At 25.6% G+C, this 14,303-nt stretch carries 13 protein-coding genes, 1 pseudogene and 1 riboswitch; of the genes and pseudogenes, 4 read left to right on the forward strand and 10 right to left on the reverse strand.

The genetic code is table 11. The annotated features are described in order from the left end of the window. A riboswitch (SAM riboswitch) is annotated at positions 1–59 on the reverse strand. This riboswitch is flagged as partial in the annotation. Between the two features lie 234 nt (positions 60–293). After that, entirely contained in the window at positions 294–1,454 is a 1,161-nt protein-coding gene (locus J7G74_RS12690) for a C40 family peptidase (RefSeq protein ID WP_297135992.1), read from the reverse strand. Positions 1,455–1,978: 524 nt separating this feature from the next. Then, the gene (gene trxA / locus J7G74_RS12695) at positions 1,979–2,287 is read right to left on the reverse strand and encodes a thioredoxin (RefSeq protein WP_297135995.1); all 309 of its coding nucleotides are present in this window, start codon (positions 2,285–2,287) and stop codon (positions 1,979–1,981) included. 418 nt (positions 2,288–2,705) lie between these two features. Between trxA and J7G74_RS12700 the strand changes: the two genes are divergently transcribed. Further along, on the forward strand, positions 2,706–3,026 hold the full coding sequence (locus tag J7G74_RS12700; protein ID WP_297135998.1) for a rhodanese-like domain-containing protein: 321 nt from the start codon (positions 2,706–2,708) through the stop codon (positions 3,024–3,026). A 191-nt stretch (positions 3,027–3,217) separates the two neighbouring features. Here J7G74_RS12700 and J7G74_RS12705 read toward each other — a convergent pair whose 3' ends face one another. After that, entirely contained in the window at positions 3,218–4,606 is a 1,389-nt protein-coding gene (locus tag J7G74_RS12705) for an MATE family efflux transporter (RefSeq protein WP_297136000.1), read from the reverse strand. A gap of 369 nt (positions 4,607–4,975) precedes the next feature. Between J7G74_RS12705 and J7G74_RS12710 the strand changes: the two genes are divergently transcribed. Further along, the gene (locus tag J7G74_RS12710; RefSeq protein ID WP_297136002.1) at positions 4,976–5,314 is read left to right on the forward strand and encodes a phage holin family protein; all 339 of its coding nucleotides are present in this window, start codon (positions 4,976–4,978) and stop codon (positions 5,312–5,314) included. A 77-nt stretch (positions 5,315–5,391) separates the two neighbouring features. Here the strand turns inward: J7G74_RS12710 and J7G74_RS12715 are convergent, their stop codons facing one another. Further along, positions 5,392–6,252 (reverse strand): RelA/SpoT domain-containing protein, encoded by an 861-nt coding sequence (locus tag J7G74_RS12715; RefSeq protein ID WP_297136004.1) that lies wholly within the window; start codon positions 6,250–6,252, stop codon positions 5,392–5,394. Positions 6,253–6,497: 245 nt separating this feature from the next. On the opposite strand from J7G74_RS12715, the gene J7G74_RS12720 reads away from it, so the two are divergent. Continuing rightward, complete coding sequence (locus J7G74_RS12720) at positions 6,498–7,145, forward strand: Crp/Fnr family transcriptional regulator (protein ID WP_297136007.1); 648 nt, start codon at positions 6,498–6,500, stop codon at positions 7,143–7,145. 61 nt (positions 7,146–7,206) lie between these two features. On the opposite strand, the gene nhaA is transcribed toward J7G74_RS12720, so the two are convergent. From nhaA to J7G74_RS12740, 4 genes are all read right to left on the reverse strand, one after another. Then, a complete protein-coding gene (gene nhaA, locus J7G74_RS12725; RefSeq protein ID WP_297136008.1) occupies positions 7,207–8,337 on the reverse strand; it encodes a Na+/H+ antiporter NhaA in 1,131 nt (376 codons plus the stop codon). A gap of 332 nt (positions 8,338–8,669) precedes the next feature. After that, positions 8,670–8,852, reverse strand: coding sequence for a hypothetical protein (locus J7G74_RS12730; protein WP_297136009.1), 183 nt, complete (start codon positions 8,850–8,852; stop codon positions 8,670–8,672). Positions 8,853–8,922: 70 nt separating this feature from the next. Beyond that, the gene (locus J7G74_RS12735; RefSeq protein ID WP_297136011.1) at positions 8,923–11,337 is read right to left on the reverse strand and encodes a glycoside hydrolase family 3 N-terminal domain-containing protein; all 2,415 of its coding nucleotides are present in this window, start codon (positions 11,335–11,337) and stop codon (positions 8,923–8,925) included. A gap of 173 nt (positions 11,338–11,510) precedes the next feature. Continuing rightward, the gene (locus tag J7G74_RS12740; RefSeq protein ID WP_297136013.1) at positions 11,511–11,723 is read right to left on the reverse strand and encodes a hypothetical protein; all 213 of its coding nucleotides are present in this window, start codon (positions 11,721–11,723) and stop codon (positions 11,511–11,513) included. Positions 11,724–11,932: 209 nt separating this feature from the next. Here J7G74_RS12740 and J7G74_RS12745 point away from each other — a divergent pair, with 209 nt between their 5' ends. Continuing rightward, on the forward strand, positions 11,933–12,637 hold the full coding sequence (locus J7G74_RS12745; RefSeq protein WP_297136016.1) for a VCBS repeat-containing protein: 705 nt from the start codon (positions 11,933–11,935) through the stop codon (positions 12,635–12,637). A gap of 197 nt (positions 12,638–12,834) precedes the next feature. Here the strand turns inward: J7G74_RS12745 and J7G74_RS12750 are convergent, their stop codons facing one another. Next, positions 12,835–13,959, reverse strand: a complete 1,125-nt coding sequence (locus J7G74_RS12750; RefSeq protein WP_297136019.1) for an ABC transporter permease — start codon at positions 13,957–13,959, stop codon at positions 12,835–12,837. Next, positions 13,943–14,303: pseudogene (locus J7G74_RS12755) on the reverse strand (ABC transporter permease); the annotation flags it as partial. The gene J7G74_RS12750 and the pseudogene J7G74_RS12755, both read right to left, overlap by 17 nt.

A 14,303-nucleotide genomic window follows, 5' to 3' on the forward strand; every position in this document is an offset into this window, starting at 1 on the left:
AAATGTATATCGGTTGCTGGGTATCATAGGGCCAGTCCCTCCACCTCTCTTGATAAGTAAGTAAATATTTATTTATTATAAATAATATAATAATTCTTATTTATTGTCAATATTTTTAATTTACAAAAATTTCAAATTATAACTCTTTATATATTTACATATACCTTCTAAATAAATACTCTCTACCTGTAAAAATACTATTTTTTAAGTATCTATTATATATAAATAAAAAGGAACTATTAAGATTTTCTTAATAATTCCTCTATTTAATAATTTTAATTATTCTTATAATATTATAGAACTCTTCTTGCTTTTACAAATGCATTTTGCCAATATGAAGTAGCCATACTAGTTTCAACAACTACTCCTTTACCAGATGAAGCATGTATAAGCATATTATTTCCTGCATAGATACCTACGTGAGTAATAACACCATTATTAGGCCCAGAAGTATCAAAGAATACTAAGTCTCCTGGTTGAAGATTACTCTTGCTTACAGCTACACCAGCATTACCTTGAGATGAAGATACTCTTGGTAAGGTAATTCCAACAGAATTTTTGTAAACATAATATGTAAATCCTGAACAGTCAAAGCTATTTGGACCTTGAGCTCCCCATGAATATTTCTTTCCTTTTTGAGCTCTAGCAAATGATACTACTTGACTTGCTTGATTTGATGTAGATGCATCACTTCCAACATTATTACTTCCAGTATTATCAGTTCCAGTATTATCACTTCCACCAGTAGATGGCTTATTAGCTGTTAAATATTGGTCTGAAACATATCCATTTATATTTCCTGATTCTATCTTTGACCATCCATTGCTTGTTGATATTACTTTAACTTGTGATCCATTTGCCAATTTTCCTACTTTAGCATAACTTGTTGATGGCCCTTTTCTTACATTTAATCCACCATTGGCTTTTACATACTTTGTAGTTCCAGCTGTTGGTTCATTATTTGTATGTCCCTCATTTACTAAATAATCATTAGAAACATATCCAACTGTACTTCCATAATTAATTTTTGACCATCCACCACTTGTAGCTATTACATTTACTTTTGATCCATTTGCTAATTTTCCTATCTTAGCATAACTTGTTGATGGTCCTTTTCTTACATTTAATCCACCATTTGCTTTTACATACTTAACAGTAGTTGAGCCTGTATTTGAATCTGAAGAAATTCCTGAAACATAGTCTTTATGTATATATCCAGTTTTAGAATTATGTACTGCTTTTATCCAACTTCCATTAGTTTCTAAGCATGTAACTTTTTCACCTTTTCCTATAACATACATTGATGAATAGTTCGTTCCTGGTCCTTTTCTAAAGTTAACTCTAGCAGTTGTTTGCATAACTTCATCTGCATGAACATCATTAATATCTGCCATTGGTATCACTAAAGCTGAAGCTATCATACCTGCCATTACATGTTTTTTATTTATATTCATAATTAATCTTACAATTTTTAAAAACTGTAATCTCTTCCCCCTTCCAATATTTTTCCTATCTCTAGGAATATATTAACTGGTATTAATTCTATTATTACATGTTTAAGTTATTTTGTCTATATTTCAAGAGTAAAAAAAATACAATTTTGTAACTTTTTCGTAACCTTTTGCATCTGCCTGTTCCTTAATATTACTTTATTTCTTAAATTATCCATATATTTTAAAGCAAGATAATGTCCTTATAAACAAAAAAAAGTAATATCTTATAGATATTACTTTTTATTCCTTTTATTTGAAATAATATATAGGATTTATTTAGCTTATTATGGAATCCATAATTTGCTATTTATAGTATTACTTCATAATCTACTACATCACTTACTAGTAAATGATTCTTTTCAATACAAATATTTTAAGCATCCAATGTATTAACTTTTATTGAATATTATTTATTTCTAAAATTAGATACTAATACTAGATAGATTAAAACAACTAATAAACCCTATCCTAAAAATATTACTAATTTATAATTGTGCTTCTACTTTAGCTCTTATTTGCTCTTTTGGAACAAATCCTATTAACTTATCTACAGCTTCTCCATCTTTAAATATTATCATAGTAGGAACTGTTGTTATTGCAAATTTTCTAGCTATATCTAAAGCTTGATCTACGTCAACTTTATAGAATCTAGCTCCATCTACTTCTCCACTTAATTCTTCAAATACTGGAGCTAACATTTTACAAGGTCCACACCAAGTAGCAAAGAAATCTACTATACATACTCCATTTTCTATTTCTGTGTTAAAATTATCGTTATTTAATATTTGTGCCATTTAAGCATCCTCCATATTTTTCTATATTTTTCTCATTGTTTATATTTTATTACAATAATAATTTTATATCCATATTATTTATATTAAATATATACCCATTTTTTTCATAAGTACACATTTATTGTATTAAATATATGAATTTAAATTATCATAATAACAATATATCAAATTAATCAAATATTAACTGTGATATTGTCACATAATATTAGATAAAAAATTTATTTTTATTAGTATACTATATTATTTGTCAACTTAATATATCCTAAAATTTATTCCATTGCTAAATTCCTAATATTTGGAGTATAAAAATAGGTTTAATAAGTTTATTTTGGGTAATTAATCTAACAAATACAATTATATAATTACAGTGAATACTATAATTATTTACTAATAGTAAACTATCGAAGGAGATTTTAACATGTCAATATATGAAAATATAAGTTCTGAAGAACTAAATAATATGATAGAAAAAGATAAAAATATTTTATTGCTTGATGTTAGAACTAAAGAAGAGTATAACACTATGCACATTCCAAATTCCATAAATATACCTCTTCAAGATTTAGAGATAGATCTAGATAATATTTTATCTTATACTGATAAAGATGTGATTATTTATTGCAGGTCTGGAAAAAGAAGTATCACAGCTGCATATATATTAGAGGAAAATGGATTCAAACATATTTATAATTTAACATATGGAATCATCGGTTATTTAGATTATTTAGATTATTTATAATATTCTAATTTTTGAATTATAAAAAATTCACTTCGTGTGCGCTCCACTTCATAGTGCAATGGCTTTGCCAGTTGCTCAAAGTTAATATGTTGGAAATTATATTTATCTATAAACCAGATAAGCTATAATTTCCTTACAATTAAAAATAGCTGCATCAAAAATTTGACACAACTATTTTTGCATGTTAAATGTTAAGCTATACATTCATTATTATCATTTACCATATTTTTTATCCATTTGAATGAATTAAATCTTTTTCTCATAAATAAAACTTTTACTATTTCTTCTATCATTGCAAAAGCAACAACATAATAAAGAGGAAGTTTTAATATAAAAGCTGCAAATGCTGCTAATGGTATTCCAATTAACCATAATGTACAACCTTGAAGTATAGAGCCAAAGGTTGCATCTCCTCCACCTCTTAATATTCCTACAATCATAACAGCATTATATACCCTAAATACTAATATACAAGAATAAATGTATAAAATAATTTGAGATGATAATTTAACCTCATCTGATACATTAAAAAATCCTACTATTGGTTTAGCTGATAATGCCATTAAAAGTGCTAATAATATAGATATTTTTATTGATAATGAAGATATCTTTTTAGATGCATCTATTGCTTTATCTTCTCTATTAGCTCCGATTTCGTTACCTATTATAACTACAGCTGCATTTGCAAGACCAAATGTTACTATCATAAATAAATTTAAAACTGTTGTACATATTTGTATTGATGCTGCCGCACTCGTGCTTATTCTTGCATAAATTGCAGTATAAGCAATATTTCCTAATGCCCAAAAAGCTTCATTAACTAATATAGGCATAGTAACTTTATTCAAAGTAGATGAAAGTGATTTTGGTAATTGTAATCCACATAATAATTTGACTCTTAATACATCTATGTTTGTATAAACTGTAATTACTATAATTAAAAATTCAACTATCCTAGCTGTAAGTGTAGCTATTGCAGCTCCTTTTATACCAAGCTCTGGCATCCCAAACATACCAAATATTAAAATTGCATTTAGTAAACCATTAACTAGAAGTCCTATAAAACTTGCCCACATTGGTAAACTAGTATTACCTATACTTCTAAGAGCAGATGCAAATGTAAAACTAATAGCTGTAAATAAATAGCTTACTACAACTATTTGCAAATATTCTGCACCAATGGCAATTAATGTAGGATCATTATTAAATATAGACATAATTTTTCCTGGTAATAAAAATCCTAAGAACATAAATAGAAGTGTCAGCCCCACACTATAAAATAATGATCTTCCAACAACTTTTCTTATATTTTCTATATCTTTTTTACCCCATAACTGAGCTATAAGAACACCTGAACCAATAGCTATTGCATTAGCAAGTAATGAATATAAGAAATAATATTGATTTGCAATACCTACTGAAGCTAGTTCCAACTCTCCTACTTTACCAATCATCATTGTATCTAGCATATTAAGGGATGATGTTATTAAACTCTGTAATGCTATAGGAAATGCAATTATAAATAAATGCTTATAAAATTCTTTATCTTGTTTGTATTTTTGTATTGATTTACTTATCATCATAATACCTCCTTATAAAAATATTTGTTTAGTAATAAAAAATTTCCCTACAATTAAAAAACATCTACTTGCAGTTTTTCAAGTAGATGTTCAACAATCATATAAGAATTTTTCTTATAATTTATAAAATTCAAATTTAAAATGTAAAAATTTTAGTTTGTTTAAAGACTATAATATTATATATATAAAAATATTTTAAGTCAATAATTAAAATTTTTTATCATAATGTAAGATATAAACAAGATATATACAATCTATGAAATTATCAATATTGGATATAATAATAATAATATCTATAAATATCACATATACTTTTTACAAGAAATTATTTCATTAAATATAATTATTCAAAATAAAAGGAGAATAAATATGAGAAGAATATCTTTATTCATCATTATTAATGCTATATCTTTATATATTATTTCAAACCTAATGTCCAGCGTATATATAAGTTCTTTAGGTTCATTATTAATGTTAACAGTTATTTTTGGATGTCTTAACTTAATAGTTAAACCAATAATACAATTTTTTTCATTACCAATAACTTTTTTAACCCTAGGATTATTTTCTTTAGTTATTAATGGTATAGTTTTATATTTAGCCTTTACAATAGTTCCTGGGGTTCATTTAAACGGATTTTTAAATTCAATTTGGGCTGCAATACTGTTATCAATAGCAAACTCAATTTTTTATAATATATTTGATTAAAAATTATATAAATAAAGTCTATGATATAAATTTTTCATAGACTTTATTTTTTAATTAAGAATTTATTTTAAATATTTTTAATTTTTTAAAATGCTATTTATTTCTTTTATTAAACTTTTCTTTTCTTCATTATCTATGTTATAGTCATTTGATATTTTTTCTCTTAAATTTTCTATTTTCTTATCTTTTTCTTTTATTTTATCTTTAAAATTATTTTCAACCTCTTGAATACTTTTGCTTAACATATTAATTAAGGATGCCATTTCATCTGAACTACCTGCTATTCTATTTAGTAGCATTAAATTTTGTCCTAAAAGTTCTGGTATATCTTCATGAGAATATCTTAGCTGATGATCTATTTCTCCGTATCCTTCTTCAAAAATAGTTCTAACTTGAACTTCTGTAATAAGCTTTTTATTAGTAGGATAAGATTCTATTAGATAGTGAACTGATCTATATCCTGAAGGTCTCGAACAAACTGCTATGCCAAGTTCATCAAACTTTTTAGTGTTATCGCCTTCTCTTACGTTTGCCACAATTTCCATTACATCCCACATACTAGTTACAAAGTTGTGTATTTCTTCCCAATCCTCTTTAAAAATATGTATAACTCTTATTCCAAGTAAATCTGTAATTTCATTTTTATAATTTTCAGCTGTAAATTTAAAATCTTGTCCATATTTATTTCTTCTATCAGGGGTTTTTCTAATAACTTTTTCTATAAGATGCTTTACATCTTTTACTCTAGTTTTTACAGAATGAACCTTCTGATGACCTCTTAATATGTTAGCTATTAAATCAGCTTGTGTTTCGTAACTTTTTTTACATTCTATAAAGTCATCATGTATTTCATACAAATCTTTCCAATCTATATTTAATTCCTCAAGCTCACTTTCATTTATATTATAAATATTAAAAAATTGTTCCTTACTTATCATTTTTCTCCTCCGCTTAAGTTCTTATCTAAACTTATTTTACCCTAATTTTATATATGTTCAAATTAAAAATTTTTCATACATCTATATTATTTGTAATTAAATATAATTACAAATAATATAGATGTATGCAATAATAAATATTAAGTATTAAATATAAAACTAGAAATTGATACATATTTTTACATTATTATATAATTGATTAATAGGTTTAAATATATAGTTAACACAGTAAGGGGTGAATCAAGTTGGATATAGAATATTATTTAAAAGATATACTTCCATTTTTTAATGATTTAAATGATGAAGAAAAAATGAAATTAATATCTAAATGTAATATAAATAAATATAAAAAAGGAGAGATTGTTCATTCAAAAAACTCTTCTTGTACTGGATTATTGATAACTTTATCTGGAAATTTTAGAGGTTTCATTTCTTCGCCTAATGGAAGAGAAATAACATTATTTAAATTATATGAGAGAGATGTATGTATGCTATCTGCATCTTGCGCTTTTAAAAATTTAACCTACGATGTTAATTTAGAAGCAGAAACTGAATGCAGTGCAATAGTTTTGGATAGCTCTTTGTTAGAAAAACTAACATCTAATAATCTGAGTGTAATTAAATATATGCTTTATTTAGCTCAAGATAAATTATCTCAAGTAATGTATGTTTTAGAGCAAACTACCTTTTTTAGCTTAGATGAAAGAATATCAGAGTTTTTAATTAATCAAAGTAATATCGAAAATTCAAATATACTTTATATGACACACGAAAATATAGCTAATGAGTTAGGTTCATCAAGAGAAGTAGTTAGCCGTATACTAAAAAAATTTGAAAAAGAAAAGAAGATTGAAATATATAGAGGAAAAATAAAATTAATTAACTTAAAATAAATAATTCATCAAAAGAAAAAAGTACCAGAAGAATAGCTGATCTGGTACTTTTGATTATATTTTATAAATGAATAGAACCTATAAATCTCTTTATTTTTGTACCTATCATAGTATGTTTTAATGATAAAACTCTTTCAGTCAATATTATCGATGTCATTGAAGCTGCTAATATAGATAACTTAGCTAAATTAACTACATCTTCACTATATGAAAATGCTAATTCCGCAACAAATATAGACATAGTAAATCCGATTCCTGTTAATAAAGCTACTTCTACTATTGATATCCATGATGCATTCTTAGGCTTTTCAGCAATATGTAGTTTAGTTGCTATAAAACTAAATGATACTACGCCAAGTGGTTTTCCAATAACTAAACCACACATTATCCCCATTATCAAATTATATGCATCTTTCACATTTAAATTAAATTTAATTGCTATAGATGTATTAGCAAATGCGAATAAAGGTAAAATAATTAAATTACATATGCTTTCTAGTTTATGTTCTAATTTATCTGCAGTAGACTTTCCATCACCTAGTTTTCTAGAAGGTATGAATGCTGCCAATAATACACCACTTATTGTGGAATGCACTCCACTACAATAAACAAAATACCATAAGAATAATCCTACAAATAAATATATATATACGTTATCTACTTTTAATATTTTATTTATTCCTGCTAATAATAAAATTATTACCCCAGATATTAAAAGAGCACTTAAATTAAGTTTTGCAGAGTATAAAAATACTATAGCTAAAATTGATATTAAATCATCTACTACTGCTAAAGATAGCAAGAATATTTTTAAATTTTGATTAAGCCTAGACTTAAATATCATAAATATCCCTATAGCGAAAGCTATATCTGTAGATATGGCTACTCCTACCCCTGGTAAATATTGAGTATTCCTATTTATAATCATAAATATTATAGCAGGAACTATAACTCCACCAAGAGAAGCTATAACTGGAAAAGATGCTTTTTTAAAACTAGATAAAGTTCCCTCTATCATTTCTTTTTTAATTTCTAGTCCAACATATAAAAAGAATATAGCCATAAAAAAATCATTTATTATCATATGTAAGTTAAAATCACTAATTATACTCCTATGATGAAATACCTCATCATAAAAAGGTTTCATAGGACTATTTGCAATTAATATTGAAATTGCAGTTACTACCATCAATAATAGGCCTGGTAAACACCTCAGACTTTGTTATATTTTTTAAATTGTTAATCATAATACTGACCTCCATATTAAGTTTTATTTTAAAAATAAGTTTAAAATATTAAATAATATATACAATTTATTTTTAAACCTACTTATGAAAATATCACTATATACATATATAGTCAATAATAACTACTAAATTTTAAGAATTAATAGTTTCAATGAAAAATTCGATTTGTTCATATTGGCAACAACTTCGTCCGTTGCTCAATGTCTAATTTTAGTATTATAAAAAGTCTAGGAGGTTTAAGCTCTCACTAGACTTTTCAAATTGCTATAAATTTAATTTAATCATCTTTTTTAACTTTATGATAAAGTTTTTCAGTCTTTGTTTTATTAGTTCCACTATCCCTAGCGCCTATTTTTTGACCATTTTTTATTCCTATATCTGCTCCATGTTCAGAATTCATTTTTCTAAGCTCTGGGTTTGATTTTGGTCTATCTTTCATTCTATTTTTATTATTGTCCATGATATTTCTCCTTGATGATGTTTTATTATAATTTATCCAATAAAAAGTCTTCTATTCATAATTAATCATCCTAAAAATATCTATTATTTCTCAAAATTTGGATTATACCCTTTATATAATTTTTATTTAATAAATCAACAAATCCTAGAACTGTCTTTCTACTTATTCTCCCTCGTGTTATCATTGACATTAATCTAAAAGGAAAATCACTTAAAGATTTTTCAATATTTATCTCCATCAATTTATCTCCCAATGCAAATTTTTTAGATTTTTTATCTATCATAGAGATTATTAGATCTCCTCCATAAATTTTTTTAATATCATTAATAGTTGAATTTATAGTGAATGGATATACTTGATTTATAGATATAGGTAGTTCTTTTCCGTAAATTGACTCGAATTCTAAAGAAGATATATTATTATTTTCTTTACTTAGTTCATAATATATATTAGCACTTTTCTTATAATTAGGAATTTCTACATTGTCTCCTTTTTTATAAATTGTAGTTGAAAATTTTATATCTTTTGAAGATGAGCCAATATTTATAGTATATTTTCCATCTTCAATTTGCCAATCATTAGTTTTAATATTGAAATAAGTAAAGCAATCTTTATCAAGAATAAATTTAACTATTTTACTTTCTGCCGGCTTTAACTCTATCTTTTTAAATCTTTTTAATTCTTGTTTTGGTCTAAATAATTTTGAGTTTAAGCAAGATACATAGATTTGAATTACTTCTTTTCCTGTTAGTTTTCCTATATTAGTAATCTTAATACTTACTTCTATAGAATCTTCACTTAAATATTTTACTTTCATATCACTATAATCAAACTTTGAATATGAAAGACCATAGCCAAATGGATATTTAACAAGTATATTTGCTGTATCAAAATATCTATATCCCACGAAAATACTTTCTCTATATTCCTGATAATTTACCTTTCCAGGATAATATTTATTTGATAAACAATCATCTATACTTATTGGAAAAGTTTCTGATAATTTTCCACAAGGATTTTTTTTGCCTAACAATAAATTCACAGTAGCATTTCCTCCTCTACATCCATTCATATAAGTTAATAAAATGCCCTTTGGTATATCACTCCACGGCATTTCTATAGGAGCGCCACATTGAATAATCACCACGAGATTTTTATTTACTTTACCAATTTCATTTACTAAAATATTATGAGATTCTGGTAATCTAAGATTATCACGGTCATATCCTTCTGCTTCATGATAAGTTGGTAATCCAATAAACAAATATACTATTTCTTTATTTATTGCAACCTCCACTGCCTCTTTAATTAAATCTTCATCTATATTATTATTTCTTAAAGAATATCCTTTTGCATAACTTATATTACAGTCATTTTTTATAAAAGCATCATATGCATTATCTGAAGTAACTGAGTTTACTTTTGAACTTCCTAAACCCTGATATACAGGTTCTTTAGCCAATTCTCCAATTATACATATGCTTTGTTTGTTATTTCCCGGAAGAATGTTATCTTCATTTTTTAATAACACAGCACTGTTTTCTGCAATCTCTTGGGCAAGATTTATGTGCTCTTGTATATTACACTTATAAGGTATATTTTTACCATCTTTATATTTTAAAATTAATTCAATAATTCTAATTACCGATTCATCCAATACTTGTTGGCTTAAATTATTATTTTTTACTTCATCTACCATATTTTTATAATAATTATCGTTATATCCAGGCATTTCAATATCTAGACCAGCTTTGTGACTTTCAATATTATCATTAACCCCTCCCCAATCACTTATAGTAACTCCTTTATATCCCCATTCTTTTCTCAAAACATCTCTAATTAACTTTTTATTTTGGCTACAATAACTTCCATTCACTCTATTGTAAGAAGTCATTACTGTCCATGGATTAGATTCTTTTATGGCAATTTCAAATCCTTTTAAATATATTTCTCTTAGGGCTCTTTCATCAATGATAGCATCTAAAGTCATACGATATTGTTCTTGGTTATTGGCTATAAAATGCTTAATCGATGCCCCCACACCTTTACTTTGTATTCCTTTAATTAAAGCTGCTGCTAATTTCCCACTTAAATAAGGATCTTCACTAAAATACTCAAAATTTCTTCCGCAAAGAGGGGTTCTTTTTATATTAATTCCAGGGCTAAGGATAACTGCCACATCTTCTTTTCTACACTCTTCTCCTAAAGCTTTCCCCATTTTATTAATTAATTTTTCATCAAAAGAACAAGCAAGAGCGCTTGCCGTTGGAAAACATGTAGACTTAATAGTTTTATTATTAAGAAGTAATCCTTGATATGATTCTTCTTTTCTAAGACCATGAGGCCCGTCACACACAAGAATAGAAGGAAGATCCAGTTCTTCTATGCCATATAAATGCCAAAAGTCCTTACCACAACAGAACTTGCATTTTTCTTCTAAAGTGAGTTTTTTCACAATAAGAGAAGCTTCCTCATACAATGTCATACCTTCACCCCCTAAATACTATTTTTGAACATACTATATAGTCTATGATATGTAGATTTCTATAATCTGTTAAAATTATTCTTCATATAAAAATAAGAGCTACACAAGATAATTAATTATTATGATCCTATAACTCTTATTTTGTAAAAATTATTGTTTTTCCCTATGAATAATTAATCTATAAACTCAATTAACTTAACATTACTTTTATTAATAGAAAAATTACTTCCTAAATCTCTTCCGAATAGTGTCAAAGGGGGAACATTTGCCCCTGCATTAAATCCTTCTAGCCAATCTATTAATGAATAATAATTTCTCACATTACTTTCTTCAACTATTCTTTCAAAATTATTTTTATATACTATTCTTACTCTTTTTTTCTTCAAATCTATCATCTCCTAATATAATTTCATTCAATAATGTTATTTTCATATTTTAAATTATTTAATAATTATATTAATATTACCCTTTCCAACTAAAACATAATCTTTTTATATCTCTTACCCTTTTAATATCTATTAATAATATTAACATGAAACTATTTTATTTCATAAGTTAATATTATAATTACTTTTTATGTCAGTGGAGGTTCAACATGGATCAAATAGAGAATAAAGTAGTAATAGACAGTGTTTCAGCTCATATTTTAGATAAGTATTCAAAAGACGAAGTTATACTAATTGGTGTATTACCCTATGAAGATAGCTCATATTCAGATAATCTAGAATTAGTTATAAAGCCTGAAACTGGATATCCAATAACATTAAAACTTCCTTATTCAGGATATAATATGCAACTATTTGTTGGAGACTTTACAGAAGATGAAAAAGAAGAAATCATGATAAGAGGTAGTTTTGGAGGCTCTGGAGGATTTGAAATAGGTGTTATATATAAATTGATAGATGATAATATAAAAGAAATATTTAATCAAAATGATATAGTAAAAAATAGCCCTTGTACTTCAAAATTTAAGGATAATTATAAAGTTCATGTAAGTTGCGGAAATAAGAAGTACTCAATTAATTTATCTAATAGACCAAAAGATTACTTAGACTTAATATACGACTCAAATGGAAGGGTAAAACCTGAATCCATAGCTTCCGTAGATTATCCAAATACTTTATACCCTGTAAAAGATGTAGATAATGATTATTATGAGTTATTAATTCAGCAAAGAATTGTTGGAATTAATAATGCAGATACCCTAGGAATAATACAATCTCTATGTAATCTCCTTGATGAAAAGCTTACTATAGTAACAAAAGGTATTTATTTTCCTTTTAATTCTGAGATTATTTAATTTTAACAATTAACAGTTATCTAAATCTAAAATTTTATATCATTATAAGACAAATCAACTTATAAATATTAATTAAAAATTTCGCTTCGCTTAAGCCGCTGCGTGGACGCTCCACTTCATGTCGTCAACGAGATGCCTTCGCTATCGCTTCATGAAACGATGTTACTCAAGTTTATCAGGTTGAACTTTTAATTAGTTCAACCTATATTTTTATATCTCTTACTTAATTTAAATTTAATTATGCTTAATATGAACAAGGCCATAGACACACATATTATCATATAAATATAGTCTACTGTATAAACTAAAGAATCTTTCTTTTGTAATATTTCTACACACAAGTAAACCCATCTAGTAGGCAGTACTTCACCTATACTTTGTAAATTTTGTGGCATAATATAAAAACTCCAAAACGCTCCGCTTAGCATAAGACATGGCATTAAAATTAAAATATTTATTATTAAAACATATCTACTTTTAATAAAACTACTCATACATAAATTAAACGAGACTGATAATAAATTTAATAGTAGTAACATCACTAAAAAGTTAATTGTATTACTCATCATAAAATTTATATTAAATAATTTACATATTGAGTAATAAATAATACTCGTCATAGAAGACATAGTGTAAAATACAATTATCAGAGATAAATAATATTTTAATTTACTCATTCCTATACTTAATTTTCTTATTTTTTTATTATTTTCTCCATCAATAAAGAGCCTTATTATAGTTCCTCCTATAATAAATGTTGTTAACATTATTAAACCAAAAGATTTGTTAACTTCTGGACCTTTTGAATTTATGTCGTTTAGACTAAGTACTGTATATTGATCTTTATAATCTTGATTTAATATTTTAAATTTATTTATATCTTTATTACTTAACTTAGATAAAGTGATCATGTCATCTACTTTTGATTTAATAAATAACTCCATAATAGATTTCATATCATTTTCAGCTATAGATTTTATATGTATTTTTCCATCTTCTAAGTTTAATAATTTTTCTTGAAAATCATCGTCTATTAAAATTGCCATTTGAATTTGATTAGTTATTAAGAAAATTTTATAATCTTCTTCTTTAATATTTACAATATCTACATCTTCAATTTCATCGATACTTTGTATCATTTCCCTGGAAACATATGTATTGTCTTTGTCTATTATACCAATTCTAAAATTATATTCTGTAGAAAACTCAAAACTAAAAAATATTATTATAAAAATTGGAACTATAATCCCCATTATTATGTAGTCTTTTTTTTTCATTAATACTTTAAGAGTATATATAATAAATTTAATCAACTCTTCCACCTACTTTTTCTTTTGACGTTATATAACATATTATCAATAATAAAGTTGATATTCCCATTAAAAAACATACTGAAATAATAGGATAATTTGTCTTAACTCCATTACTTAGACTTATTAATGAAATATTGATCCAGTAGTTAGGAGATAGTTTGGAAAGAAAACTTGTAACATTTGATGATTCTAATAAATATATAGGTACATAGGCCCCTCCTAAGAATCCTATTATTAAAATTAAAATATTACTCATTATAATAGCTGTTTTATAATTAGAGAATATATTGAATATAGATATTCCTAGCATAGAACTAAAAATAATGAATGATATTAAAAGGATAAACATAGTC

It is taken from the genome of Terrisporobacter sp. (assembly GCF_017888745.1).
Classification (GTDB): domain Bacteria; phylum Bacillota; class Clostridia; order Peptostreptococcales; family Peptostreptococcaceae; genus Terrisporobacter.